28 protein-coding genes and 1 tRNA gene are annotated in these 26042 nt (G+C 72.8%); 21 read left to right on the top strand and 8 right to left on the bottom strand.

Annotated features, from left to right (window positions below; translation table 11 throughout):
• Complete coding sequence (locus B5D80_RS02180) at positions 1-1155, bottom strand: MFS transporter (protein WP_245854175.1); 1155 nt, start codon at positions 1153-1155, stop codon at positions 1-3.
• Positions 1156-1315: 160 nt separating this feature from the next.
• Between B5D80_RS02180 and B5D80_RS02175 the strand changes: the two genes are divergently transcribed.
• From B5D80_RS02175 to B5D80_RS02155, 5 genes are all read left to right on the top strand, one after another.
• The gene (locus B5D80_RS02175) at positions 1316-1999 is read left to right on the top strand and encodes a FadR/GntR family transcriptional regulator (protein ID WP_088642029.1); all 684 of its coding nucleotides are present in this window, start codon (positions 1316-1318) and stop codon (positions 1997-1999) included.
• A 39-nt stretch (positions 2000-2038) separates the two neighbouring features.
• Positions 2039-2509, top strand: coding sequence for a large conductance mechanosensitive channel protein MscL (gene mscL / locus B5D80_RS02170; RefSeq protein WP_088642028.1), 471 nt, complete (start codon positions 2039-2041; stop codon positions 2507-2509).
• 80 nt (positions 2510-2589) lie between these two features.
• A complete protein-coding gene (locus B5D80_RS02165; RefSeq protein ID WP_088642027.1) occupies positions 2590-2838 on the top strand; it encodes a hypothetical protein in 249 nt (82 codons plus the stop codon).
• 44 nt (positions 2839-2882) lie between these two features.
• Positions 2883-3242 (top strand): hypothetical protein, encoded by a 360-nt coding sequence (locus B5D80_RS02160; protein ID WP_088642102.1) that lies wholly within the window; start codon positions 2883-2885, stop codon positions 3240-3242.
• Between the two features lie 482 nt (positions 3243-3724).
• The gene (locus tag B5D80_RS02155; RefSeq protein WP_144081540.1) at positions 3725-3997 is read left to right on the top strand and encodes a hypothetical protein; all 273 of its coding nucleotides are present in this window, start codon (positions 3725-3727) and stop codon (positions 3995-3997) included.
• Here the strand turns inward: B5D80_RS02155 and B5D80_RS02150 are convergent.
• On the bottom strand, positions 3984-5240 hold the full coding sequence (locus tag B5D80_RS02150; RefSeq protein WP_088642025.1) for a benzoate/H(+) symporter BenE family transporter: 1257 nt from the start codon (positions 5238-5240) through the stop codon (positions 3984-3986). The two genes, B5D80_RS02155 and B5D80_RS02150, sit on opposite strands and share 14 nt — an antisense overlap.
• Before the next feature lie 69 nt (positions 5241-5309).
• Between B5D80_RS02150 and B5D80_RS02145 the strand changes: the two genes are divergently transcribed.
• On the top strand, positions 5310-5870 hold the full coding sequence (locus B5D80_RS02145) for a helix-turn-helix domain-containing protein (protein ID WP_088642024.1): 561 nt from the start codon (positions 5310-5312) through the stop codon (positions 5868-5870).
• Here B5D80_RS02145 and B5D80_RS02140 read toward each other — a convergent pair.
• The gene (locus B5D80_RS02140; protein ID WP_088642023.1) at positions 5855-6889 is read right to left on the bottom strand and encodes a response regulator transcription factor; all 1035 of its coding nucleotides are present in this window, start codon (positions 6887-6889) and stop codon (positions 5855-5857) included. The genes B5D80_RS02145 and B5D80_RS02140 overlap by 16 nt on opposite strands.
• A gap of 63 nt (positions 6890-6952) precedes the next feature.
• Here B5D80_RS02140 and B5D80_RS02135 point away from each other — a divergent pair, with 63 nt between their 5' ends.
• From B5D80_RS02135 to B5D80_RS02125, 3 genes are all read left to right on the top strand, one after another.
• Positions 6953-7672 carry a PP2C family protein-serine/threonine phosphatase gene (locus B5D80_RS02135; protein ID WP_088642022.1) on the top strand — a complete coding sequence of 240 codons (720 nt, stop codon included), beginning with the start codon at positions 6953-6955 and terminating at the stop codon, positions 7670-7672.
• A 50-nt stretch (positions 7673-7722) separates the two neighbouring features.
• On the top strand, positions 7723-8931 hold the full coding sequence (locus tag B5D80_RS02130) for a GNAT family N-acetyltransferase (protein WP_088642021.1): 1209 nt from the start codon (positions 7723-7725) through the stop codon (positions 8929-8931).
• Positions 8932-8997: 66 nt separating this feature from the next.
• Entirely contained in the window at positions 8998-9747 is a 750-nt protein-coding gene (locus B5D80_RS02125) for a ZIP family metal transporter (RefSeq protein ID WP_088642020.1), read from the top strand.
• Between the two features lie 24 nt (positions 9748-9771).
• Here B5D80_RS02125 and B5D80_RS02120 read toward each other — a convergent pair whose 3' ends face one another.
• Together B5D80_RS02120 and B5D80_RS02115 are read right to left on the bottom strand one after the other, a co-directional pair.
• Complete coding sequence (locus B5D80_RS02120) at positions 9772-10854, bottom strand: NAD-dependent epimerase/dehydratase family protein (RefSeq protein ID WP_088642019.1); 1083 nt, start codon at positions 10852-10854, stop codon at positions 9772-9774.
• A 55-nt stretch (positions 10855-10909) separates the two neighbouring features.
• Positions 10910-11608, bottom strand: a complete 699-nt coding sequence (locus B5D80_RS02115) for a hypothetical protein (RefSeq protein WP_088642018.1) — start codon at positions 11606-11608, stop codon at positions 10910-10912.
• A 530-nt stretch (positions 11609-12138) separates the two neighbouring features.
• On the opposite strand from B5D80_RS02115, the gene B5D80_RS02110 reads away from it, so the two are divergent.
• The 4 genes from B5D80_RS02110 to B5D80_RS02095 are packed head-to-tail and all read left to right on the top strand — an operon-like array spanning position 12139 to position 15909.
• Positions 12139-14547, top strand: a complete 2409-nt coding sequence (locus B5D80_RS02110; protein ID WP_245854167.1) for a sensor histidine kinase — start codon at positions 12139-12141, stop codon at positions 14545-14547.
• A complete protein-coding gene (locus B5D80_RS02105; protein WP_088642017.1) occupies positions 14544-14975 on the top strand; it encodes a roadblock/LC7 domain-containing protein in 432 nt (143 codons plus the stop codon). Before B5D80_RS02110 ends, B5D80_RS02105 begins: the two co-directional genes overlap by 4 nt.
• Positions 14972-15337 carry a DUF742 domain-containing protein gene (locus B5D80_RS02100; protein ID WP_088642016.1) on the top strand — a complete coding sequence of 122 codons (366 nt, stop codon included), beginning with the start codon at positions 14972-14974 and terminating at the stop codon, positions 15335-15337. The genes B5D80_RS02105 and B5D80_RS02100 overlap by 4 nt, the downstream gene beginning before the upstream one ends.
• An 11-nt stretch (positions 15338-15348) precedes the next feature.
• Entirely contained in the window at positions 15349-15909 is a 561-nt protein-coding gene (locus tag B5D80_RS02095; protein WP_169733023.1) for a GTP-binding protein, read from the top strand.
• A 59-nt stretch (positions 15910-15968) separates the two neighbouring features.
• On the opposite strand, the gene B5D80_RS02090 is transcribed toward B5D80_RS02095, so the two are convergent.
• A complete protein-coding gene (locus B5D80_RS02090) occupies positions 15969-17378 on the bottom strand; it encodes a tryptophanase (protein WP_245854163.1) in 1410 nt (469 codons plus the stop codon).
• A gap of 21 nt (positions 17379-17399) precedes the next feature.
• On the bottom strand, positions 17400-18539 hold the full coding sequence (locus B5D80_RS02085; protein ID WP_088642015.1) for a tryptophan dimethylallyltransferase family protein: 1140 nt from the start codon (positions 18537-18539) through the stop codon (positions 17400-17402).
• Positions 18540-18969: 430 nt separating this feature from the next.
• Between B5D80_RS02085 and B5D80_RS02080 the strand changes: the two genes are divergently transcribed.
• From B5D80_RS02080 to B5D80_RS02045, 8 genes are all read left to right on the top strand, one after another.
• On the top strand, positions 18970-19821 hold the full coding sequence (locus tag B5D80_RS02080) for a siderophore-interacting protein (protein ID WP_088642014.1): 852 nt from the start codon (positions 18970-18972) through the stop codon (positions 19819-19821).
• Positions 19822-19884: 63 nt separating this feature from the next.
• Positions 19885-20823: an ABC transporter substrate-binding protein gene (locus B5D80_RS02075; RefSeq protein ID WP_088642013.1), complete on the top strand. Its 939-nt coding sequence runs from the start codon at positions 19885-19887 to the stop codon at positions 20821-20823.
• The gene (locus B5D80_RS02070) at positions 20820-21869 is read left to right on the top strand and encodes a FecCD family ABC transporter permease (protein ID WP_088642012.1); all 1050 of its coding nucleotides are present in this window, start codon (positions 20820-20822) and stop codon (positions 21867-21869) included. The genes B5D80_RS02075 and B5D80_RS02070 overlap by 4 nt, the downstream gene beginning before the upstream one ends.
• Positions 21866-22933, top strand: coding sequence for a FecCD family ABC transporter permease (locus B5D80_RS02065; protein ID WP_211291357.1), 1068 nt, complete (start codon positions 21866-21868; stop codon positions 22931-22933). Before B5D80_RS02070 ends, B5D80_RS02065 begins: the two co-directional genes overlap by 4 nt.
• Positions 22930-23727 carry an ABC transporter ATP-binding protein gene (locus B5D80_RS02060; protein WP_088642097.1) on the top strand — a complete coding sequence of 266 codons (798 nt, stop codon included), beginning with the start codon at positions 22930-22932 and terminating at the stop codon, positions 23725-23727. Before B5D80_RS02065 ends, B5D80_RS02060 begins: the two co-directional genes overlap by 4 nt.
• 84 nt (positions 23728-23811) lie before the next feature.
• Positions 23812-23883 (top strand) — tRNA-Lys (locus tag B5D80_RS02055).
• A gap of 143 nt (positions 23884-24026) precedes the next feature.
• Complete coding sequence (locus tag B5D80_RS02050; RefSeq protein WP_176734081.1) at positions 24027-24419, top strand: type II toxin-antitoxin system RelE/ParE family toxin; 393 nt, start codon at positions 24027-24029, stop codon at positions 24417-24419.
• Positions 24419-24733, top strand: a complete 315-nt coding sequence (locus B5D80_RS02045; protein WP_088642010.1) for a transcriptional regulator — start codon at positions 24419-24421, stop codon at positions 24731-24733. Before B5D80_RS02050 ends, B5D80_RS02045 begins: the two co-directional genes overlap by 1 nt.
• A gap of 328 nt (positions 24734-25061) precedes the next feature.
• On the opposite strand, the gene B5D80_RS02040 is transcribed toward B5D80_RS02045, so the two are convergent.
• The gene (locus B5D80_RS02040) at positions 25062-25922 is read right to left on the bottom strand and encodes a trypsin-like serine peptidase (protein ID WP_342747070.1); all 861 of its coding nucleotides are present in this window, start codon (positions 25920-25922) and stop codon (positions 25062-25064) included.
• Positions 25923-26042: the final 120 nt, after the last annotated feature.

Raw genomic sequence — 26042 nt, 5'->3', positions numbered from 1 at the left:
TCAGCGCTCGTCCTCGATGAACCGGGGACGGGCGATCACCATGCCCGCGGTCGTCTGCACCGCCAGCGCGGCGAGCAGGAAGCCCATCGGCGCGGTCCATCCGCCGGTCGCCTCGTAGAGCACCCCGACGAGCAACGGGCCGAGCGCGGCGATCACGTAACCGGTGCTCTGCGCGAAGGCGGACAGCGCCACCGTGCCGTCGGCCGTGCGGGCCCGCAGGCCGATGGTGGTCAGGATCAGCGGGAACGCACCCTGGCCGAAGGCGAGCAGCAGCACCCAGAGCAGCGCCCCGCCCCGTGGCGCGAACGCCAGCCCCAGGTAGGCCGCCGCGGAGAAGGCGGTCAGCCCGAACACCAGCGGGCGTAGCGTGCGGAGCCGTCCGGCCAGCGTCGGCATCAGCAGGGCCACCGGCACCCCGAGCGCGGTGACCCCGGCGAGCAGCAGTCCGGCGCTCTCCGGCCGGAAGCCGGCGTCCCGGAAGAGCTGGGCCAGCCAGCCCATCACCGCGTACCCGCTGAGCGACTGCGCGCCGAAGTAGACCGCCATCGCCCAGCCGAGCCGGGTGCGGGCGGGCCGGACCCGGGTGCGGGCGGCCGGGACCGCCGTCGGGGTCGCGGCCCGTCGGGCGGCGCGGGCCCGCAGCGCCAGCGGCACCCACGGGAGTACGGCCACCGCCGCCAACGCCGCCCACACGCCGAGCCCGGCCCGCCAGGAGCCGAAGGCGTGCGCCACCGGCACGGCGGAGGCGGCGGCCATCGTCGTACCCGTGGTCAGCGCCATCGTGTACGCCCCGGTGACCAGCCCGGTCCGGTGCGGGAAGTGCTGCTTGACCAGCATCGGCAGCAGGATGTTCGCCACCGCGATGCCGGCCAGGGCGAGCGCGCTGGTGAGCACGAAGACCGTCGCCGAGCCGGTGAGCACCCGGAGCAGTTGACCGACGGTGAGCGCGAGCATCGCGACCACCAGCACCCGGGCGGCCGGCCAGCGCCGGATCAGCCACGGGGTGAGCGCGCCGAGACCGGCGAACGCGATGGTGGGCAGGGTGGTGACGAACCCGGCCATCGCTCCGGAGAGCCCGAGTCCGGTGCGTACCTCGTCGAGCAGCGCGCCGAGGCTGGTCACCGCGGCCCGCAGGTTGAGCGCGACGAGCAGCATCCCGACCAGCACCAGCGCGCCACCGGTGACCGGCGACGGGGCGCGGTGGGCCGGTCGGTGGGCGAGCGGTTCGGGCGCCGCCTCGACGGCGGGAGCGGTTGGCGGGGTCATGACCTCGAACCTACAATCATGGGATGAATTTCGGCAGCTGGTGTAACCGGTGACACCGTCGGTCGATTCCCCGCCCGTGCCCCCGCGCGGTCGGCGGGTGCAGCAGACCATCGAGCAGCTCCGGGGGCGCATCCTCGGCGGTGAGTGGCCGGTGGGCGGGCGCATCCCCACCGAGCCGCAGCTCGTGACGGCGCTCGGGGTGGGGCGCAACACCGTCCGGGAGGCCGTCCGGGCGCTGGTGCACGCCGGGGTGCTGGAGTGCCGGCAGGGCTCCGGGACGTACGTGGTGTCGACCGACGAGCTGGCCCCGGTGGTGGCCCGCCGGCTCACCGACGACCGGATGGCCGAGGTGGTCGAGGTCCGCCGGGCGTTCGAGGTCGAGGCGGCCCGGTTGGCCGCGCTGCGGCGTACCCCGGAGGACCTGGTGGCGCTCGACGGCGCGCTCGCCGCCCGGGAGGCCGCCTGGCGGTCGGGCCGGGTCGCCGGGTTCGTGGAGGCCGACGTCGCGCTGCACACGGCGGTGGTCGCCGCCGCGCACAACGGCATGCTGGCCGAGTTGTACGCCTCGGTCGGCGCGGCGCTGCGCAGCACCGTCGCGTACGTGACGGGTGACTCCCTGCAACCACAGCGGTACGTCGACCACAGCCGGCTGGTGGCCGCGATCCGGGACGGCGATCCGGGGCGGGCGGCGATCGAGGCCGGTGCTTTTCTGGAGCCCCTGTCCGGGGCATAGGTTGTCCCCGACGGAGAATCGGACGGCACAGGAGTACGGATGCTCAAGGGCTTCAAAGACTTCATCATGCGCGGCAACGTCGTCGACCTGGCGGTCGGTGTCGTCATCGGCGCCGCGTTCACGGGCGTGGTCACCCAGCTGACCAAGTCGTTCCTCGAACCACTGGTCCGGGTCGTCATCGTGTTGATCACCGGCCAGAAGGACGGCCTCAAGGGCTCGACGCCGGAGTTCCGCGGCATCCCGTTCGACTGGATCGCCTTCGTCAACGCGGCGATCACCTTCGCGTTGACGGCGGCGGCGCTGTACTTCCTCGTCGTCTACCCGATGAACCGGCTCGCCGAGCGGCGCAAGCGGGGTGAGGAGCCGCCGCCCGCCGCGCCGAGCGAGGAGGTCAAGCTGCTCACCGAGATCCGGGACGCGCTGCTCGCCGGCGGGCACGCCACCCCGGGGCAGCGCGGCGCGCTGGACGACGTGCTCGGTCGGCGTCCGGAGCCGCCCGCCCCACGCTGACCCGACCGGCGCACACCGGCCCCCGCGGAACTCCCGCGGGGGCCGCATCCTGTCGTACACATGTTCGATAGAGTCCCGCCATGGAGCAGCGTAGGCACTGGTGGAACGGCAAATGGGGACGACTGGCGCGGCGGGACGTCTTCCTCCGCGTCGACGCCGACCGGTGGCACGTGGAGCAGCGGGCCGGCGGCGCGGAGGGCGTCTCCCAGTTCTACGAGTACGGCAGCGTCGACGAGGCCGAGGAGACCGTCCGGGCCCTACTGGAGGGGACTGACGCCTGGCGGGAGTTGTCCCCGCGTCCGCCCGGCGCCTGGGGCCCGGCGGTTTAGCGGTGGGTGGGGCAGGGAACCGCCCGGGGATGGAGCAGCAGGGCATGGCAGAGCAGGCGGTCATCTCCCGGATCACCACCGGCATGCGGGTGGTCGACACGGTCGGGGTCGAGATCGGCACCGTCGACCTGGTCCAGCGGGGCGATCCCAACGCGGTGACCGTGCAGGCGTCGACCGCCGATCCGGGCGGCAGCCTGGATGAGTTGATCGAGTCGGTGGCCGTCGAGGAGCCGGACGTCCCGGCCGACCTCGCCGCCCGCCTGCTGCGCACCGGCTACCTCAAGGTCTCCACCGAACTGGCCCGCACCGGCGCGGTGTACGTGCTGGCCGACCAGATCGCCACGGTCACCGACGACGAGGTACGCCTCAGCGTCCCCGTCGGCGACCTGCCGCCGGAGGAGTGACCCGCCCCCGCCCCTCACCACCTGCGCTGGCCGGAGACGCGCTGACGGCGGCCCGGCCGGCCGCGCCGGGCGTCGGCGCGCTGGCGTCACGCAGGGATCTCAGCCGCTCGCGTGCGCCGATCGATCCCACCGACTGGGGGCAACAACCCTGTCACGCATCCTTTAGAGCTGATGGCGTAAACGAATCATCGACGACCCGGCCGCCTCGGCGCGCAAGCAACCCCGCGGGTCACCCCGGCTTCCTCAGCCACCGTCTTGAGCGGGGTGATTCAGCGCCGTCCGGCGGGGTGGGAGTAGTTGAGCCGTCAACGTCATCAGCTCGAAAGGACCCGTAGAGGTATCACCGCCCGCCGAGGACTCACCTCCAGGATGCAGCGGGATGAGGTCCGGAACGAGCCGGAAGGAGTTGGTGCCGCATGGCGGAGCAGACCACGGACGGCAGAGGGGCTGCGGAACCGAAGTCGCGGGTTCAGTATGGACCGATGTACATGGTCGTCGGGGAGCAGCGGATGCCGGCTGGCACGGCGGAGGCGCGGCAGGCGCAGTACGCGCACATGGCGGAGGTGGTCCGGCAGGCCCCGGGGTTCGTCCGTGGCTGGTGGGGGCCGGGCGAGGCGGACCAGGCGACCGGGCACGCCCTGGTGTTGTTGGACAGCCGGGAGCACGCGCTGGAGTTCGCGGCGACCGTCGAACAGTACGTGCCGGACGCGCGACTGCGGGTGGTGGCGGTCGAGGCGACCGTCAGCGCCCCGTGACCTGCCTGGACTGACCCCCGGCCACCGGGTTCCCCTCCAGTTCCTGCGGCCCCGGTAGCCCCACGGCCGGAGCCTGCGTCCGGCGCCGGAAGAGCAACAGCATCAGCCAGCCTGCCAACAGTCCCCAGAACGCCCCACCCACGCCGAGCAGGCTCACCCCCGAGGCGGTGACCACGAACGTCACCACGGCGGCCTCCCGGCTCTGTGGATCGGACGCGGGGGCGGGGGCGAGCGCCGAGGAGAGGGCACCGGCCAACGCGCCGAGCAGCGCGAGCCCGGCGACCGCCTCGATGAGCACCGGCGGGGAGAGCAGCACCAGCGTGGTCGCCGCGCCCGCGCCGAGCCCGAGCAGCGCCAGGCCGATCCCGGCGGTCACCGAGGCGATCCAGCGCCGGTCCGGATCGGGGTGGGCGTCGGGGCCGGCGGCGAGGGCGGCGGTGATCGCCGCCAGGTTGACCGCGTGCCCGCCGGTGGCGGCACCGAGCGCAGTGGCCAGCCCGGTGGTGCGCAGCGCCGGGGCGAGCGGCGGCCGGTAGCCGAAGCCGCGCAGCACCGCCGTGCCGGGCACGTTCTGCGCGGCCATGGTGACCAGGAACAGGGGCAGCGCCAGGCCGATCACGGCGGGCAGGGTGAACGCCGGTACGGTCGGCGACACCACCGGCCGCAGGTCGCCGAGGGTGACCCCCGCGCCGGTCGTGGTGAGGGCGATCACCACCGCCGCCGCCACCAGCGCGGCCGGGACCGCCCACCGGGGGGCGAACCGGTGCAGCACCAGCCAGGTCACGATCACCGGGGCGGCCAGGGCCGGCACCTCGACCAGTGCGCGTACCGGGGCGGTGCACAGCGGCAGCAGCACCCCGGCCAGCATCGCGGCCGCCACCGGGGCGGGGATGGCGGCCACCGCCCGCCCCAGGGCGGGGAAGAGGCCGGCGGTGACGATGAGCAGCCCGCACAGCGCGAACGCGCCCACGGCGGCGGGCCATCCGCCGGGGACCGGCCCGGTGGCGACCAGCAGCGCCGCGCCCGGCGTGGACCAGGCGATCGCGATCGGCATCCGGTGCCGCAGCCCGAGCCAGGTCGCACAGATCCCGGCGGCGACGCTCACCGTGAGCAGCCCGGAGGCGGCCTGCGCCTCGCTGGCACCGACCGCCCGCAGTCCGGCGAGCACGACGGTGAACGAACTGGCGAAGCCGACCACGGCGGTCACCACGCCGGCCAGCACCGGTTGCAACCGATCCCCCACCACACTCCCCCTCGCGCCCCGCCACCATCGTTCCGTTTACGGAACAGCGCCGTGTAGCACCATAGCCGGATGACCCCGCCCCGCCCAGCCCGCCGGCCCGCGCCCGAAACCGACGCCGGGGCGGTCGGCCACCGGCTGCGCGCGCTGCGGATCGAACGCGGGGTCTCCCTCTCCACGCTGGCCCGTAGCGCCGGGGTCGGGAAGGCCACCCTCTCGGCGCTGGAGAACGGCACCCGCAACCCCACCCTGGAGACGCTCTACGCGATCACCGCCCAGCTCGGCGTGCCGCTGGCGGCCGTACTCGCCGGGCCCGCCGCCACCCCGACCGTGCGGGGCACCACGGTCGTCGCCACCCTGCTGGAGTCGTTCACCGAAACCGACGCCAGTTACGAGCTGTACCGGCTGCGGGTCCGCCCCGGTGGGGAGCAGGTCTCCCCCGCCCACCAGCCCGGGGTCACCGAACACGTCACGGTCTTCGCCGGGGTGCTCCGCGCCGGCCCGCTCGACGCCCCGCTGACCGCCGCCGCCGGCGGCCACCTGCGCTGGACCTCCGACGTGCCGCACGGCTACGCCGCCCTCGGCGACGAGGAGGTCGCCGCCAGCCTGCTGCTGCGCTACCCCCGCACCTGACCCGCACCGGGCACCCGGTGCTGCACCGCCCAGAGCGCCGCCTCGGTACGCGACGCCGAGCCGGTCTTGCGCAGCAGGTTCGACACGTGCACCGTCACCGTCCGCACCGAGATGCCCAGCGCCCGCGCGGCCTGCTTGTTGGACATCCCGGCGACCAGGCAGCCCAGCACCTCGACCTCCCGGCCGGTCAGCTCGGCCTCGGGCGGGGCGGCGGCCCGGGGCGACGGCATCCGCAGGTGCTCCGGCAACGGTTCCCGGACCAGCGCCTCCAGCCCCTGGCCGGCGTGCACCGCCAGCAACTCGGTGAGCGCGTACGGGTTGCCGCCGGTGCGTTGCCAGACCCCGGCACAGACCCGCGCCGTACTCGGGCTGTCGCCGTACACCTGGGTAAGGATCTCGGCCACCTCGGCGACGCCGAGCGGGCCGAGGTGCTGGCGCACCGCGCCGCGTACCCCGCAGAGGCGGGCCAGGACGCGGCGGGTGAGGTCCGGTGCGACCGCGTCGGCCGGCGGCCGGCTCGCCACCACCAGCAGCGCCGGCAACTGCGGCGCGGTGGCCAGCTCGACGACCAGGTTGAGGCTGGCCGGGTCGAGATCGTGCAGGTCCTCCACCACCAGCACGGCCGGGCCGGCACCCACCAGCGACCGGACGGTGCGCACGGCGAGCCGGAGCAGCGTGCCGGGGGCGTACCGCTCGCGCGGCGCGGCCGGGTGCTGGGCCAACCAGGCGAGCGCGTCGGACGGCAGGTCGAGCGCCCCGACGTCGCGGACGCTGAGGACCGCCGCCAGCCAGTCGTAGGGGGCCGGGTCGTGCACCCGTGCCGTCCCGGTGAGGACCGCCGCCGGGCGGGGCGAGAGACCCTCGACGGCCGCCGCGACCAGCCGACTCTTGCCCACCCCGGCGGCTCCGGTGATGACCGTGACGGCGGGGGCCGACCGGCCCGTACCGGCCACGGTGGACCACGCCCGGTCGAGCTCGGCGAGCTCTCCGACGCGACCCACCATGGACACCGGGATCATTTCTCCCACCCTACGTACTAGTGCGTAGAGACGGAGGGAGGGTGTATCCGGCAAGCTTGTCCCATGACGCTGATCCTCCGCTCGGCCATCCTCAACGACGTCGGCCTGGTCCGCACCAACAACGAGGACTCGGCCCTCGCCGGTGAACGCCTGGTCGCGGTGGCGGACGGCATGGGTGGGCTCCCCGCCGGCGAGGTGGCCAGCGAGATCGTCATCCGCATCCTGGACGAGCTGGTCCCACCCACCGGTACGGACGAGGCCGCCGAGGCGCTGCGGGCCGTGGTCTCCACCGCCAACCGGCGCATCCGGGCGGCGATCTCCGCCGACCCGGCCCGCGAGGGCATGGGTACGACGCTGACCGCCGCCCTGCTCGCCGGGGACACCCTGGTCCTCGCGCAGGTCGGCGACTCCCGCTGCTACCTGCTGCGCGACGGGGAACTCACCCAGCTCACCCGGGACGACACCTTCGTCCAGGCGCTTGTCGACCAGGGCGCGCTCTCCCCCGACCAGGCCCGCCACCACCCGCAGCGTTCCCTGGTCACCCGGGCGGTGCAGGGGGCGGACGCACCCCCGGCGATCGGCGTGCTGACCGTGTTCGCCGGGGACCGCGTGCTGCTGTGCAGCGACGGGCTCTCCGACTACGTGGCCGACGAGGCGATCCACGGGGCGCTCGTCACCTACCAGGACCGCCGGCACTGCGGTGAGCAACTGGTGAAGCTGGCCCACCAGGCCGGCGCGCCGGACAACGTCACCGTGGTGGTCTCCGACGTGACCGAGGGTTGAACCTGGCCAACCGGGTTGCGGCCGACCGCCGGCCGGGTTGGGATGGACGGATGCTCATCCGTCGCCTGGCCGCCGAGGAACGACTGACCACCAGCTTCCCGCTCCAGGCGTACGCCTTCGAGGCGACCCCGCTGAGCCGGGAGCGGGTCGACGCGTTCCACCGCTACCTGCCGTACAACAAGGGCAACCGGACCCTGGTGGTGGAGGAGGGCGGCGAGGCCCGGGCCACCGCCAGCGCGGTGCCGATGCGGCAGAACCTGCGCGGCGCGGTGCTGCCGATGGCCGGGGTCGCCGGGATCGCCACCCACCCGCTGGCCCGCCGACAGGGGTACGTCCGCGCCCTGCTCTGCCAGCTCCTCGACGAGATGCGCGACGGCGGGCACCCGGTGACCGCGCTGTATCCGTTCCGGGCCAGCTTCTACGAACGGTTCGGCTACGTGGGGCTGCCCCGGGCGCGTACCGTCCGGTTCTCCCCGGCCGACCTGGCCCCGCTGCTGCGCGCCGAGTTGCCCGGCACGGTGGGCTGGGAGCGGATCGGCGTCGGCTATCCGCACTACCGCTCGTTCACCGAGCGGTGCCTGCGGGAGCGGCACGGTTTCGCGATCTTCCCCGACTTCCGGGACGTGGGGCTGCGGGACCGGGACGACAGGTGGCTGATCACCGCGACCGTCGACGGCAGCGTGGTCGGTGCGCTCACCTACCGGATCGACGACCACGGTGGCGAACTGGTCGGCGACGACCTGCTCGCCGCCGACCCGTACGCCCGTGCCCTGCTGTTGCAGTTCCTCGCCCGGCACGTCGACCAGGTGGAGCGGATCAGCCTCCGGGTCCCCGCCGACGACCTGCCCGAGCTGTGGCTGACCGACCTGGCCGTGCACGTCGAGGCCCGGGTGTCCCGGCCCGGTTCGCCGGCGCCGATGGCCCGCCTGCTGAGCGTGGACGCCCTGGCCGGGCTGCCCGCCGGGCCGGGCCGGGTGCGGGTGGACCTGGTCGAGGACCGCTGGCTCGCCGGCACCCACCTGCTCGACGGCGTCGACGGCCGGTTGGCGTTGGCCCCCGGCGGCGGTCCGGCGGTGACCGCCGGCGGCCCGGTGCCGACCGCGACGCTCACCGCCGCCGGGTTGTCCGCGCTGGCGTACGGGGTGCTCGACCCGGCCGAGGTGCACATCAGGGGGTTGGGTGACGTCGGCCCGGAGGCGGCGGGGGAGTTGCGGCGGCTCTTTCCCCGCGCACTGCCCTACCTGTTCGCCGACTTCTGAGCGACCGGCCCCGGTGGGGCTGCCGGGTCTGGTTGACGCGGTGCGGGGGCGGGTACGGTCCCCGGAATGCCGCAGTGGTTGCAAGCCGGGGCGTGGGGCCTGTTGGCCGGGTCCGCGCTCCTGGTCGGGGCGGCCGCCGGGTTCTTCCTGCCGGTGCCCCGCAAGGTCGTCGCGTCGATCATGGCGTTCGGTGCGGGGGTCCTGCTCTCCGCCGTCTCGTTCGAGTTGATCGCCGAGGCGCACGAGCAGGGAGGGCTGCTGCCGACCGCGGTCGGGGCGGCGGGCGGGGCGTTGGCGTACACCGGGGCCAACCTGCTCCTCGCCCGACGGGGTGCCCGGCACCGGAAACGCTCCGGCGGGGAACAACCCTCCGAGCGGGAGCAGCCCGGTTCGGGCTCGGCGATCGCGGTGGGCGCGCTGCTCGACGGCGTACCCGAGTCGGTGGTGATCGGCGCGAGCCTGCTGGCCGGCGGCCCGGTCAGCCTGGTCACGGTGGTCGCGGTCTTCCTCAGCAACGTGCCGGAGGGTCTGTCGAGCGCCGCCGGCATGCGCCGCGCCGGCCGTTCCCGCCGGTACGTCTTCGGGCTGTGGACGGCGATCGCCCTGGTCAGCGGGGTCTCCGCGCTGCTCGGCAACACCCTGCTGGGTGGTGCGCCGCCGGAGCTGCTGGCCACCATCACCGCGTTGGCCGCCGGGGCGATCCTCGCGATGATCACCGACACCATGGTCCCGGAGGCGTTCGAGGACGCCCACCTGCTGGTCGGCCTGATCACCGTGCTCGGCTTCCTGACCGCCTTCGCCCTCTCCCACGCCTGACGGACCGACGGCCGGCGGCGCGGGTCAGTAGGGGTTGCCCTGCCCGGGGACGCGGCCCCGGAGCAGGCCGGCGGCCCGGCCGGGCAGGTCGCCGACGCCGGACATCGGCGGGCCGGCGGTGTGCGCGCCGTCGGCCATCCCGGCGAACAGTTCCCGCAGCGCGGTCAACGCGTCGACCCGCGGCTGCCAGCCGAGTTCGGTCTCGGCGCGGGCGCTGGACATCAGCGGCGCGGCGAGCCCCAGCTCGACCCAGCCCGCGTCCACGGGTTGCAGCCGGCACCGCCAGGTCAGCGCGGCGGCGGCGCGCAGCACCGGGGCGGCCACCGGTACCGTCCAGCCCTTGAAGTGCCGGGCCACCAGCTCCGGGGTCAGTACCGGGTCCGCGGCGACGTTGAACGCGCCGCGCGCCTCACCGAGGACCGCGCGGGCGTACGCGTCGGCGACGTCGTCGGCGTGCACCGCCTGCATCCGCAGCCGCCGGTTGGCCGGTACGAGCGGGATCCGCCCGTACCGCAGCAGCCGTACCGGGGCCAGCGGCCCGAGGAAGTACCTGGTGATCTCGGTGCCGGCGTCCCGTTGGAAGATCAGTCCGGGGCGCAGCCGGACCACCCGCAGCCGCGGATGGGCGGCCTCGACGGTGTCCAGCACGGCCTCCACCTCGGCCTTGTCCCGGCTGTACGAGGAGCCGGGCACCCCGGTCGCCGGCCACCGTTCGCTGACCGGGTGGTCCTTCGGGCCTGGCGCGTAGGTGCCGACCGACGAGGCGTACACCAGGGCGGGCACCCCGGCCCGGACGGTGGCTTCGGTCACCGCGCGGCTGCCGCCGACGTTGGTCCGGTGCAGGGTGCGCTGGTCGTGGCTGGGCTGGATCTGCCAGGCCAGGTGCACCACGGCGTCGGCCCCCGCGAAGATCGCGGTGAGCTGGTCGACCGCACCCGGCGCGCCGATGTCGCAGGAGTGCCACCGCACCCCGGCGTAGGGCGCGCCGGGGTCGGGGCCGGGCAGCCGGCGGGCGACGCCGACCAGGTCGAGTCCCGGTTCCCGACCCAGCCGGCGCAGCACCGCCGTGCCCACGTTGCCGGTGGCCCCCACGATCACGATCCGCATGCCGGGTCCGGTACCCGCTGGGCCGTCCGCCAACCCCGCCGGGGCGGATCGGGGGTCAGCCGCCGGCCGGGGTACGGGCCGGACCGTTGTCGACCAGCTTGAACGTGCTGCGCAGCGGCGCGTCGCCCAACTCTTCGAGGATCAGGCCCCGGCTGGGCGAGAACTGGAGGAACGCCGAGTCGTTGCTGATCGCGTACGCGCCCTTGCCCTTGCTGACGATGCTGAACAGCTGCGTCCGCTTACCCGGGTCGCAGGCCGTCCCCTCGACGGTGAGCGGCGTGCCGTCGCCGGGGTTGACCGCCTGCCAGCAGGCCGGGTCGTCGTTGGCGGGGTGGCCGTCGCGCCGGCCGTACGCCTTGATCAGGTACTTGCCGTCGCCGGCCGGTGTCGGGACGAACAACTGGCGTCCGCTGTCGTCGTCGACCTCGACGAGCGCGCCGCCGTCGAGGGCCACCCCGGACTCGGTCGCCTGAACCCGGACGATGGTGACCTCCCGCTTACCGGACAGCACCCCGCCGGCACCGGCCGTGGCCGACGGCTTCCCGGCGGGTCGGGTCGGACTCGTCGACGCCGGGGGCGCGGTCGGGTCGGGTGCCGTCGTGGCGGTGGGCGTCGCCGCGTCGGAGGGCGTCGCCGACCCCGACGGAGTGGCCGACCCGGTGGCGGCGGGCGTCCCGCTGCCGTCCCCGCAGGCCATCAGCGCCCCGGAGCACGCCAGCACCGCGACCCCGGTGGCCCACTTCAGCTTCGTCATGTTGTGCTCCTCGACCGGCGACCCCGCACGGGTGCGGAGTGTCCACTGCGCTCCACCCGGACGGTGGACGCGCCACAGCATCGAACTGGACGCCGGTGACCCCCCGGCGGTTTCCCCGTACCCGGAAGAAGCAGGAATCTATCCGCGCCGCCGGCATGCCGGAGTCGCCCGCCGGACCGCGACGGGGCCGGCCCCGTCGACCGCGTCCACAGTGACCCGCATCACGTCAATGCCGTGAATCCCATCGACCATGGCCCCTGCCAAATGGCTGACCAGTGCGAATAGCGCGACCGTCCACTGTCGTCGAATCGTGGTCGGGTGCGGGTCCGGATAGACGGTAGGGTTGGCACACATCGGCGTCGACCAGTGGCGTAGGACCGCCGCTGTCTATGGCTTGACCAGGATTGGATACGACGACTTTGGCGCACAAACAGGCCGACCGCGAAGAACCGCGCCGCGCCTCAGACGACCAGGCCGCACCGACGACACCGGGTCGCCGCGCCGGTCGACCGCAGTCGATCAAACGACGCGTGATCAGGCTGGTGCTCATTCCCAGCGTCGTCGCCCTGGTGGTCTGGCTCGTCGCCTCCGGCTATCTCATCTTCCAGGGTTTCTACAACCGGCAGGTCGCGAACAGCGTCCGGCAGGTGTCGATCCCGGCGGTCTCCGCGTTGTCCTCGATCCAGCAGGAACGGCGGTTGAGCGTCAGCTACCTCACCCAGCCGTCCCGGGACCTCAGCCGGCTCATCGAGCAGCGGCAACAGACCGACCAGCGGGTGGCCGCCCTGCGCCCCGCCGCCGACTCCGCGCTGGCCGGCGCCCCGGACTCGATCGTGACCCGGTGGGAGACGCTCGCCGGCCTGCTCGACGAATTGGCGAGCGTGCGGAGCACCATCGATTCCCGGTCGGCCAACGGGACGGGTGTCTACGATTTCTACAACCGCCTGCTCGACGCCGCGACCGACCTCTTCGACACCCAGGCGAGAATCGTCCCCGACCCCGCCGCGGCCCAGGGCGGCATCGCGGCGACCGAGGCTTTCCGCGCCAGTGACCTGATGTCCCGGGCCGGTTCCACCATTGACGGCGCTTTCGGTGCCCGTACCCTCAGTCCGCAGGACCATCTCGACTTCACCAACCTGGTCGGGGCCTATCACGCCGGCCTCACCAACGTGGCCCCGCACCTCGAACCGCAAGCCCGGGAACGCTTTGCCGCGATCACCACGAGCGACTCCTGGAAGGAACTCGTCGCGGCAGAGAACGCCCTGGTCAGCAACGGGCCGTGGCGGTCCGGCGCACCGCGTGCCCTGTCGTTCAACCGGGCCCGCTGGGAAGCCCTCACCCGGCAGGTGTCCGACGATCTGATCAACCTGACCGTGGTGCAGGCCGACACCGTCTCGGCGCGCACCCTGCGCACCGGCAACACCCAGCTGTTCACCGCCTCGCTGGGCAGTCTGGTCGCCCTGCTCGTCGTCATCGCCGCGATCATCTGGGCGATCCGGCAGTCGCAGATCCTGGTGGACCGGGCGTTGTCGGTCCGCCTGGCCCAGCTCGGCCGGGACGCCGAGGCGGTGGTCGACAAGCAACTGCCGGCGATGATGGACCGGCTGCGCCGACGGGAGAAGGTCGACCTCGCCTCCGAGCTGCCCCTGCCCGATTACGGCAGCGACGAGATCGGCCGGGTGGCCGAGGTGATCAACAGGTCGTTGCAGGCGGCGGCGGGTGCCGCGGTCGACGAGGCGAAGACCCGGGCGGCCGGTATCGCGATGCTGATGGGTGTGGCCCGCCGCCCGCAGCGCCCCCTGCAACGCGGCCTGAAGGTCATCGAGGACCTCCAGAACCGGATCGGCGACGAGAAGCTGCTGGCCGAACTGTTCGACATCAACCACCAGCTCACCCAGACGCGCCGGTTCCTGGAGAACCTGGTCATCCTGGCCGGTGGTCAGATCGGCCGCCGCTTCCAGAACCCGGTGCCGGTACGCCGGGTGCTGCTGGCGGCCTTCGCGGAGGCCCAGCAGTACCAGCGCATCACCCTGCGCAGCGCGCCGGACGTGGCGATCGCCGGGCCGGCGGTGGCCGGCACCGTCCACCTGATCGCCGAGTTGCTGGACAACGCGCTGGCGTTCTCGCCGCCCGAGACCACGGTCTGGGTGACCTGCATCGAGGTCAAGCGCGGCATCGCGGTGGAGATCGAGGACGCCGGCGTGGGGATGCGGGCGGACGCGTTGGAGCGGGCGAACGAACTGCTCGCCACCGCGCCGACCCCGGACGTGACGGCGCTGAAGGACGGCGCGCAGGTCGGCCTGCACGTGGTGGCGGAGCTGGCCAAGCGGGACGGCGTCCAGGTGAGCCTGCGCGCGTCGGCGTACGGCGGCCTGCTGGCGATCGTGCTGCTGCCCGACCGGGTGATCGTCACCGAGTCGTACGCCGCCGAACTGGACCGTACCGACCCCGGTGTCCTTCCGCTCGGCACCGTCGCCTCGGTGATGTCGCGCCCCGGCGTCGGCGCGGTGCTGCCGGTCGGCGGCGGCCGGCGGGAGCTGCACCCCGCGGCCGGGGCCCGGCCCACCGCCGTGGCGACCACGGCACCGGGCGGTGCCGGGCGGACGCCGGCCGATCCCACCGGGGAGCGACACTCCGACCGCAGCGGGGGCATCATGACCGAAGTTCCGGCGCAGCGTGGCGCGGCCCGCGGTGGCTCGTCCGGCCCGCAGGTCGCCGACCGGCCGCCCCTGCCGCACCGCCGGCCGCAGCAGCACCTCGCGCCCGAGTTGCGCGACGACGGCCTGCCGGGGCAGAAGTCCGACGCCACGCCGGCTCCCGCCCGGTCACCCGAGGAGGCCCGGGACCGGTTCAGCAGGTACCAGAAGGCCTGGGCCGCCGGCCGGGCGGCGAAAAACGGGGACTCCGCCAGCAGAGACGACCAAGGCAGGAACGTATGACCCACTCGGCATCGCAGAACGATCTGACCTGGATCCTCGACGATCTGGTGGAGGTCCCTGACGTGGTCTACGCGGTTGTCCTGTCCACCGACGGGCTGATCGTGCAGAAATCCACGTCACTCCCGCAGGACGCCGGGGAGCTGTTGGCCGCCGGCGCGTCGTCCCTGCACAGCATCGCCGCGGGGATGGGCCGCCGGTTCGACAGCGGCCCGGTCCAACAGGTCATCATCGAGTACGAGGGACGCACGCTGTTCGTCGCCGCCGCCGGCCAGAACGCGCGGCTCGCGGTGCTCTGCGAGCAGTCCGTCGACATGGGCACCGTCGCGTACGAGATGAGTCGCCTGGTGACCCGCATCGGCGACTATCTCGGCTCCGAGGCCCGCCTCGACCCCGCGTTGCTCGCCGACCGACCCGGGTCGAAACCATGAGTCACGACGTGTGGGACGGCGACGACGAGGCGGAGGCCGGCCGGCTGGTGCCGTTGTACATCCTCGTCAATGGGCGGACGAGCCCCCGCAACACCAGCCTCGACCTGGCCACCCAGGTCATCGCCCTGCCGGCCGACCAGACCCGGTTGGAGCTGGAGTACCGGGAGATCCTGCACCAGTGCACGGGGTGGATCTCCATCGCCGAGATCGGCGCCTACCTGCACCGGCCGCTCGCCATCACGAAGGTGATGGTCGACGTGCTGCACGAGCAGGGGTTTCTGGACATCGGCTCACCGGCGCAGGAGAAGATCGCCGACCGGTGGCTGCTGGAAACGGTTCTCGCCGGCCTACAGCGGATATAGAAGAGGGACTGATACGCGTGGATCGGAAATCGGTGAAGGTCGTCGTGGCGGGCGGCTTCGGCACCGGCAAGACCACCCTGGTCGGCTCGGTCAGCGAGATTCCGCCACTGGTCACCGAGGAGGTCCTCACCCAGGCCAGCATCGGGGTGGACGACCTCACCGGCGTGGAGGACAAGTCCAGCACGACCGTCGCCCTGGACTTCGGGCGGATCACCATCAGCAACGACGTGGTGCTCTACCTGTTCGGCACCCCGGGTCAGGACCGGTTCTGGTTCATCTGGGACGAGTTGGCCCAGGGCGCGGTGGGGGCGATCGTGCTCGTCGACACCCGCCGGCTCGGCACCAGTTTCCCGGCCGTCGACTACTTCGAGCGTCGGGGCATCCCGTTCGTCGCCGCCGTCAACCGGTTCTTCGGTGAGTGCCCCTACACCGAGGAGGAGATCCGCGCCGCGTTGGAGCTGGACGAGACCGTGCCGCTGCTGTGGTGCGACGCCCGGGACCGGGCCTCCAGCAAGCAGGCGCTGATCGAGCTGGTGCGGCACGCCCTGTCCCGGCTGCCCGCCACCGCCTGAACGACCCGGCGGCGTGCCGGCCGGCTCCGGCCGGGCGGACCGGAGCCGGGCGTAGCGGTTCAGTCGGTGCTGCCGCCTCCCGTCGGGAGCTGCGCCAACCGCACCTTGAAGTGGCGGAGCAGAGGCGGCGAGGAGACCACCCGGTAGCCGGGAACCCGTCCGGGTTCCTTGGCGATGTCGGCGAGCACGGCGGCCACGTACTCGAAGTGGGTGTCGGTGTAGACGCGGCGCGGGATGGCCAGGCGCACCAGTTCGAAGGGGGCCGGGGTGACCAGCCGGTGCCGGTCGTCCATCCCGCCGAGGTAGAGCGAGCCCAGCTCGGCGCAGCGGATGCCGCCGTCGAGGTAGAGCTGGCAGCCGAGGGCGTGCCCGGGGAACTCCGCCGGGGACAGGTGGGGCAGCAACCGGCCGGCGTTGAGGTAGAGGGCGTGGATGCCGGCGGGTTGCACGGTGTCCACCCCGGCCTCGTTGACCAGCCGGGCCAGCCGGGCGGTGGAGGCGGCCCGCGCCCGCAGGTACGCGGGGTCGACCACCTCGCGCAGCCCCTGGGCGAGCCGTTCGAGGTCGTGGCCGGCGAGCCCGCCGTAGGTGGAGAACCCTTCGGTGGCGATCAGGTTGGCCTCGCACCTGGCGAACAGGTCGTCGTCGCGCAACCCGATGAGCCCGCCGATGGCCGACAGGCCGTCCTTCTTGAGGCTCACCACGCAGCCGTCGGCGAGCCCGAAGGCGTGGGTGGCGATCTGCCGGGGCGTCCAGTCCCGGTAGCCGGGCTCGCGCTGCCCGACCAGCCAGGCGTTCTCGGCGAACCGCGCCGCGTCCAGGAAGAACGGCACCCCGTGCGCGCGGCACAGGTCGCGGACGGCGGTGAGGTTGGCCATCGACACCGGTTGCCCGCCGAGGCCGTTGTTGGTGATCGTGATGAGGACCAGGCCGACCCGGTCCCGCTCCGGCCCGGTGAGCGTGGCGGCCAACGCGTCGAGGTCGATGTCGCCCTTGAACGGGTCCGCGCTGTCGAGGTCGAACGCGGCCGGGGAGGGCAGGTCCCGGGCCTCCGCGCCGGCCAGCGTGACGTTGGCCCGGGTGGTGTCGAAGTGGGTGTTGCTGAGGCAGAGCTGGCCCGGTTCGAGCAGGCTGGTGAAGAGCACGCGTTCGCCGGCCCGCCCCTGGTGCACGGGGAGCAGGTGCGGATAGCCGGTGAGGTCGCCCACCTCGTCGCGGAACCGGAACCAGGAGCGCGCCCCGGCGTAGGACTCGTCGCCGAGCGCGGCGGCGGCCTCCTGCGCGGCCGAGGTGGCTCCGGTGCCGGAGTCCGACAGCAGGTCGATGGTGATCTGGTCGGCGCGCAGCTCGAACGGGTTGTATCCGGCGTCCGCGAGGGCCTCCCGCCGCTGCTGCGGGTCGAGGAAGGGGATCGGTTCGACCACCTTGATCCGGTACGGGGGCAACATCTCGTAGGCGTCGACGGCCACTACTCGCTCCTCTATGGACGGTCAGGGGTGTCCCGCGCCGGCCCGGCCGGTCGGGGTGGCCAGCGCCGTGCGGTCGACGGTCAGCGGGCGGCGTACCGGCGGGGTCACCTGGTACGCCTCGGCGGACAGGTAGACGGTCACCCCCGGCCGGGGTGCGCCCAGCCGCAGCGACAGGTGCGGGATCAGCCCGACGCCGTCGCGCAGCGGCCGCCGGGCCACCGCGGCGAGCGCCCGGTCCAGCACCGTGCGGCCGAAGCCGTAGCGGTCCAGCACCGCCACCACCCGGTCGTACGCCTCCTCGTCGTCGTCGACGTAGCCGCGGATCGGCACGTAGAGGCTGTAGCCGACCGGCCGGTCGACCCCCTCGACCAGGGTGTAGCTGCCCACCAGGGGAAGGCCGGTGAACCGGGTCCGGCCGTCACCGGCCATGTCGACGAACTCGGCGAGCCGGGTGGTGTCCGCGTCGTGGACCACACCGGCCGCCCGGACGACGTCGCGCACCCCGGCGTCGTGGTGGGTCAGGTAGACCTTGACCCGGGCCTGGGCACCGTCGTGCAGGTCGAGGGCGAAGAACGTCAGCCGGTCCCGGCGACCCAACTCGCCCGGCCGGATGCCGTGGTCGAGCATCGCCCGGAAGGATCTGCCGAGCCCGAGCCGGTGCAGCGCCTCGGCGACCAGGCCCGGTGCCCGGTCGACCCCCCGCAGCTCCGGATTGAGGTAGACCTTGAACTCGGGTCGCCGGCCGTTGCGGAACACCAGTGAGCACCAGAGCGCGAAGGCGCCCTGCGGATCGTCGGCGGTGAACAGGTCGCGCACCGAATCCAGCCGGGACGTGGACAGGCCGGCCCGGTGCGCCTGCCGGTCGAGGAAGCGCCGGGTGGCGGCCGTGTTGGCCGACCTGCCGGGTGGTGCGCCCAGGGTCTCACCGAGAATCCGTACGGTCGGCGGTTCGGTGGCGCTGAAGGCGATGGAGAACTCCACCGGGGTGTGGTCGTCGGCGATGTCGGACGGCCAACGGGGCGGGGCCGACAACGGCTGTGAACCGGCTGGTCCGAGCAGGTTCTCCAGCAGTTCCACCGGCTCTGCCGAGGCGATTCCGCCGGCCTCGCACAAACGCTTCAGCTGGTCGCCCAGACGATCGGAAAGGGACACCTCGTCCATCAATTCTCTCTCCCGATCAGGCTGACGACCAAAAGAGACCTTAAGAAGCATTTCACGACAAGGTCAAGATTGATCACAACTTGCAATGACATAACGGGAGCGAGACCGGCAAATCACCTCGATTAACTACCCAGAGTCGCGTACAGGATACGTCACATGGAGTTGATAGTTGCCCTAGGGTCGCCGCTGCGGGAACGACCCGGTCGTCGCCGCCCGGCCGGGCGACAACACCCGGCACATCCACCCGACACCGGCTGTCACGCTGCGAAACCCGGCGGTCCCGCATACCCCCACCGGTGCCCGTCCGGCAGCGGACCGGGGCCGCGCCGCCGCGGCTGGCCGGGGTGGTCGACGCGGCGGAGTGGGCCTGGGTCACTGCGGGGTCCGGGGCGGTGAGCTGCCCGGACGGGGCACGCTAGCCTCTGCCGGCATGTCAGCATTCGGCAACTCGCCCAACGTCCTGTTCGCGACGACCGTGACGGCGACCCGGCGGCTGTCGCCCGGGTTCGTCCGGGTGACGCTCGGCGACGAGCGGCTGCGGGAGATGGCCCCGTACCAGCTCGACCAGCGCATCAAGATCATGTTGCCGGTCGACGGCGACTACCCGGGCGAACTGCGGGCAGGACTGCCCGAGCAGACGTGGCGACGCGAGTGGCGGTCCATTCCCGGCGGTGTGCGCCCGAGGCTGCGCAGCTACACGGCGTACCGGACCCGGCCGGCGGCGGGCGAGCTGGACCTGGACTTCTACCTGCACCAGCCGCACGGCCCGGCGAGCGGCTGGGCGGCGGCAGCCCGGCCGGGTGACCGGCTGCTCCTGTCGGGCCCGCACGTGGCGGCCGGCCAACCCGGGTACGGCGTGCAGTGGGAGCCGGGGCCGGCGACGCGGGTGCTGATCGCGGCGGACGAGACGGCGTACCCGGCGGTGCGCGGCATCCTGTCCGGCCTCGGGCCGGGCGTGCGGGCGACGGTCCTGCTGGAGGCCGGCGACGCGGCGGACGCCGCGACCCTCGACGACGTGACCGCCGGCCACCGGGTCGAGGTACGGCTGCGGGGCGACGCCCGGGGCGGGACGACGCTGACCGGGCTGGTGGCCGACTGGCTGGCCGGTCACGGCAGGGCGGCGGCGACGGCGGGAACGGACTTCTACGCCTGGGCGGCTACGGAGAGTAGCAAGATTGCTGTCTTGCGTCGGCTGTTCACCGAGGCGAACGTCGATCCGGAGCAGGTTCACACCCAGGGCTACTGGCACGACCGGCCGGCCCGCGAAGAGATCGAAGATTAGGTAATGCTAACCTAAACATCGCCGTGAGTAATCACTGTCAGTAGCCAGACGGGAACCTGCACCATGCGCACGCCGACCCCTCGAACAATCCGCCGACGACTCCTCGCCCTCACCGTCGCCTCGGCGACCGTGCTCGCCGTGGCCGCCTGCGGCTCCGACGACTCCGACCCGGCGGGCAGCGTCGGCGACACCAGAACCGTCGAACACGCACGCGGCAAGACCGCCGTGCCGGACAAGCCGACCCGGGTCGTCGTCCTCGAACCGGTCCAGCTCGACACCGCCATCGCCCTGGAGATGACCCCGGTCGGCGCGGCCGTGCTCAACGAGGCCGCCGGCGTGCCCAAGTACCTCGGCGACAAGGCCGCCGGCATCACCACCGTCGGCACCGTCCAGGAACCCAACGTGCAGAAGATCGCCGCCCTCAAGCCCGACCTGATCATCGGCACCGAGTCCCGGCACTCCGCCCTCTACGACCAGCTCACCGACGTCGCCCCCACCGTGTTCATAGCGTCCCAGGCAGACCCCTGGCAGGACAACGTCAGGTTCACCGCGACCACGCTCGGTGGCGCGGACTCCGCCGACAAGCTCCTCGCCGGCTTCCAGCAGCGGTGCGCGGACATCGCCAAGAAGTTCGGCACCGCCGGGAAGACCGCGCAGCTCATCCGCCCCCGCGACGGCGTCCTCACCCTCTACGGGCCCACCTCGTTCGCCGGCAGCGCGCTGGAGTGCGTCGGCTTCACGACCCCCGAGCGCGACTGGGAGAACTCGATCTCGGTCGACGTCTCCCCGGAACGGGTGCTGGAGGCCAAGGCCGACCACGTCTTCGTCACCACCGTCGACGTCAACGACCGCAGCACCATCCCGGCCTCGGTCACCGCCAACGCCGCCGCCTTCCCCCGCCTGCACCTCGTCGACCAGTCGTTCTGGATCACCGGGGTCGGCACGGTCGGTGGGCAGGCCGTCCTCGACGACCTCGAACGCATCCTCACCGCGTCGAGTTGACCGCCACCACACCCGCCCGCGCGGTACGGCCGACCACCGGCCGTACCGCGCGTCGCCGTACCACCTGGCGGTGGCTGGTCGGCGCGGTCGTCGTACTCGTGGGGTCGCTGGTGTTGTCGGTCTTCGTGGGCGCGAACCCGGTGCCCCCGGCGGACGTCTGGGCGGCGCTGCGGGGCGCTGGCAGCGACACCGCGCAGTACGTCGTCTGGGGGCAACGCCTACCCCGCACCCTCGCCGGGCTGCTCGTCGGTGCCGGTCTCGGGGTCGCGGGCGCGCTGATGCAGGCGTTCACCCGCAACGCGCTCGCCGAACCGGGCATCCTCGGCGTCAACGCCGGTGCCGCCGCGTTCGTCGCCGCCGGCATCGCCTTCTTCGGGATCACCTCGCCTGCCGGCTACATGTGGCTAGCCCTGCTCGGCGCGCTCCTGGTCGCCGTCGCCGTGTACGCCGTCGGCGGTGCCGCCGACCTGCGGGCCACCCCCACCCGGCTGCTGGTGACCGGGGTGGCGACCGGTGCCGTGCTCGCCGGCGTCACCACCGGGATCACCCTCACCCACCCCGACACCTTCGACCGGATGCGCGGCTGGAACGCCGGCAGCCTGCTCGAACGCGACACCGCAGTGGTGCTGCCGGTGCTGCCGCTGATCGTGGCCGGGCTGCTCGCCGCGCTGGTCGCGGCCCGCAGCCTCAACGCGCTCGCGCTCGGCCCCGACCTGGCCGCCGCCCAGGGCGTCAGCCTGGTCCGGACCCGGCTGCTCGTGCTCGGCGCGGTGACCCTGCTCGCCGGTGGGGCCAGCGCCATCGCCGGCCCCATCTCGTTCGTCGGGCTCGTCGTGCCGCACCTGGTGCGCTGGGGCGTCGGCACCGACCAGCGCCGCATCCTCGCCGGGTCGCTGCTGGCCGGCGGAATGCTGGTGCTGCTGGCCGACGTGCTCGGCCGGATCGCCGTCCTGCCGAGCGAGATGCCCGTCGGCATCGTCACCGCGTTCGTCGGTGCGCCCATGCTGATCGCGCTGGCCCGACGCCGACGGGCGACCGCGCTGTGAACCGGCCGGTCCGTCGCACCGCCGGAGGCCGCCGGCTGCTGCTCGGCACCGACCACCGGCACGTGACCGTCGGCGTACGCGAAGCCGCCGTCTGCGCCGCCGCCGCGCTCGTCGTCGCGGCGCTGGCGGTGGTCGGCCTCTGGCTGGGTGACTTCCCGCTGCGCCTCGACGAGGTGCTCGGCGTGCTCGGCGGCCGGATCGACGGACTGACCCGCACCGTCGTACTGGAGTGGCGACTGCCCCGCATCGCCGCCGCCGTCGCCTTCGGCGCGGCCCTCGGCGTCGCCGGGGCGATCTTCCAGACCATCACCCGCAACCCGCTGGCCAGCCCGGACATCATCGGCCTGGCGAACGGCTCGTTCACCGGCATGCTGATCGCCCTGCTGCTGCTCGGCGGCGGCTGGCACCTGCTGATGCTCGGCTCGCTCACCGGTGGCCTGCTCGCCGCGCTGGCGATCTACCTGCTCGCCTACCGGGACGGGCTCTCCGGGTTCCGGTTCATCGTCGTCGGGGTCGGCGTCTCCTCGATGCTCGCCGCCACCAACACCTGGCTGCTGCTCCGCGCCGACCTGGAGACGGCGCTGTTCGCCGCCGCCTGGGGTGCCGGCTCGCTCAACGCGGCCACCGCCGACGTGGTCTGGCCGGCCGCCGCGATCATCCTGGTGCTGCTGGCGGTCACCCCGCTGTGGGCGGCGGCCCTGGCCCAACTCGAACTGGGCGACGACGTCGCCGCCGCCAGCGGAGTCGCGGTCGACCGCCACCGCGCCGTCCTCGTGGTCATCGCGGTCGCCCTGGTCAGTGCGGTCACCACCGTCGCCGGCCCGATCTCGTTCGTCGCCCTGGCCGCACCGCAGATCGCCCGCCGGCTCGTCAGGGCACCCGGACTGCCGCTCGCCGCCACCGCCGGGGTCGGGGCGCTGCTGCTGCTCGGTGCCGACCTGGTCGCCCAGCACGTGATCCCGCTGACCGTGCCGGTGGGGGTGGTCACTGTCACCCTCGGCGGCGCGTACCTGCTCTGGCTGCTCGTCCACGAGATCAGGAGGACCCGATGGTCGACCAGATGACCGCGCGGCTACGGGCCGAACACGTCACCCTCCGGTACGACCAGCGGACCGTCAGCGCCGACCTGTCGTTCGCCGTGCCCGACGGCTCGTTCACCGTGCTCATCGGGCCCAACGCGTGCGGCAAGTCGACGCTCCTGCGGGCGCTGTCCGGGCTGCTCCGCCCCGCCGAGGGCCGGGTCACGCTCGACGGATCGGACCTGGTCACCCTGCCGGCGAAGGAACGCGCCCGGCGGATCGCGCTGCTGCCGCAGACCATGACCGCGCCCGAGGGGATCACCGTCCGCGAACTGGTCGGCCGGGGCCGCTACGCCCACCAGCGGGTGCTGCGCCGCTTCTCCCACGCCGACGAGGAGGCCGTCGAGTCGGCGCTCGACTCCACCGGCACCACCGACCTGGCCGACCGGCGGGTCGACGAACTCTCCGGCGGGCAACGCCAGCGCGCGTGGATCGCCATGGTGCTCGCCCAGGAGACGCCCCTCGTCCTGCTCGACGAGCCCACCACCTACCTGGACGTGGCACACCAGATCGACGTACTCAACGTGCTGCACCGCCTGGTCACCCGGGGACGCACCGTGGTGGCCGTGCTGCACGACCTCAACCACGCCGCCCGATACGCCACCCACCTGGTGGCGATGCGCGACGGCCGGATCGTGGCCGAGGGGCACCCGGCGTCGACGGTCGGCGCCGGGCTCGTCGCCGAGGTGTTCGGGATGCCGAACCAGGTGGTCCCCGACCCGGTCACCGGAGCGCCCATGGTCGTACCGGCCGACACCCGGGAACCGGCCGTCGGCTGAGGTGCGCGACCGCCGCCCGGCCGTCGGGGCTGCCCGCAGGCGTACCCGACCCGGAGGACGTGGTCGGGTAACCTGTGGGCCGACGGGCCGCTAGCTCAATGGCAGAGCTGAGGACTTTTAATCCTTAGGTTCAGGGTTCGAGTCCCTGGCGGCCCACCGCATAACGTGATGTCGCTGTTGACCTGCGCTTCCGTGGTCCGCATGACCGGGACATGGCCTCGTAAGTAAGGGTTCTGCCCTTTTTGCTGGATTGGTCATGGCAGGGACGGGCCATGTATAGCCTGAGCTATAGTTGTCCCGTGACCAATGGGCCAGCCCACCGCTGGGCGATCAGGACGACGGGCGATGTCCGTGATTGGTTACGGGCCCTGCGTCAGACCGACCCGGCGGCGTACCGGTCAGTGAACGCAGCGATCGACATGCTCGCCGAGACCGGTCCGGGTCTGGGGCGTCCGCTGGTCGACACTCTTCGGGGTTCGAGCATCAGCAACCTCAAGGAGCTGCGGCCGAGATCCGGCCGCGACGTCGCCATCCGGCTTCTGTTCGTCTTTGATCCATGGTCACAGGCGGTGCTGTTGGTCGCCGGCAACAAGGCCGGAGACTGGACGCGGTGGTACGAGAACGCGATCCCGATCGCCGAGGTCGCCTACGAGGGTTGGCTAGCCTTCGAGAGGAAACGGAGGGAGGGCTGATGGTCGACTTCCATGACTGGGACGACATCCGCGCCGAGTTGCACGACGGGGACGACGACGCGCTCGACGCCGAACGTGCCCGCACCGAGGCGTGGGTAGGCGCGTTCCACCTCGCCGAGGAGCGCAAGCGTCTCGGTCTCACCCAGCGGCAGGTGGCCGAGCTGATGGGAGTCACGCCCGGTCGGGTGAGCCAGATCGAAAACGGCGACCTGGACGCCAACGAGGTGGCGACCCTCAGCCGGTACGCACGAGCGCTCGGTGCCCGGATGCGGATCATCTTCGACTACGGCAGCGACCTCCGTCAGATCGCCTGAACCCCGCGAGCCTCAGCCGACATCACGTACGACGAGGCGAGTCGTTCCGGCGAACCGCACGGGTCGGCAAGCCGAGGTCATCGAGCGCCGTTCGACGCCCGCAGGCTGGGCAGACCTAGGGGCAGCGGGTTGCCGGCGATCGTGACGGTGTGGTTCGCATGGTGGTGCCTCCGCCCCATCACCTGAACTGACAAACAGGCCCTCATCGCCTTTCGCGTTCACCCCTTACAACCGCCCTGTGCCGGGCTGGGGCTTGGCGGCCGACCAGACGCAGCCCGACTCCCGGGGCGGCGGCCCGCCGTCCGTCCCGGGAGCGACCACGGTCCGGTCAACGCCACTGCATGAGATTGTTGACGATCTCGGGCGTGATCCGGGTAGCGATGTTGTTGGCGAGGCTGGGCCCGGTGGCGTACGGGTTGGTGGTGAGGATCGCCGCGACCGTGATGGGTGGGCAGTCGCCACAGGGGGGCGGCGGCGGCGGGCACGGGCATGGTTTCACCAGTACCGGTGGCCGGGGGCACAGCTCGTCCCAGTCCGTTGCGGAGAACAGCGCCGACACCGGCGGCTGGGCGAAATAGATCGGGCTGCCGTCCTGCCCACTGGTGAAGGGGTGCCGGACGTAGAGGAAGTTCGCGTCCTCGGCGCGGACGGAGTCGCTGCTGGTCCACTGCCCGGGCCGGTCGGACGGATATCCCTGGGTCGTCGTGCACGACCCGGTCGTGGTTTGTGTCGGGTAGCCCAGGCCGAACCAGCCGGTCCTGGTGCCGACCGTGCAGTTGAGCCGGGCCGCCCCGTAGTCGTGGGCCGGATCTCCCCCACCCGGGGCGTTGGAACGCCCGGTCCAGCCCACTGGCGCGAACAACTGGACGGCGGCGCACGAACCGAACGGCGCGTTGCTGCCATCGGAGCCCGGGTACGCCACGATGTTGGGACGCCACGTGCCGCCCGGACCGGTGTGCAGGCAGTGGCCAGCAGACGCGACCGTACGTTCACTGATCATGAAGCCCGTGCACTGGCCACCGGGGAACGTCAACCGGACGGTGGCGCTGGCCGGATACCCGGTGGTCGGGCTGACCGGTGTCCGTGTGTCGGGACCGAAGATCGCGGCGGACGCCGGACTCCCCGGAGGTGCCGCAGCACCGACAACCACCGCGACAAGGGCTATCAGCAACCATCTCTTTTTCACCATGGCTCTCCTCTGGCCGGGCGGGGGTGTTCCCCTTGTCCACCAGGCTGCGCCGACGCGACGTGTCCGGCCGATTCCCGGAAGCCCCCGGACGACGATCAGCACGAAGAGCCCATCGGCGCG

It is taken from the genome of Micromonospora wenchangensis, from assembly GCF_002210435.1.
GTDB classification, from domain to species: Bacteria; Actinomycetota; Actinomycetes; order Mycobacteriales; family Micromonosporaceae; genus Micromonospora; species Micromonospora wenchangensis.
This window is presented reverse-complemented; position numbering and strand designations above follow the sequence as displayed.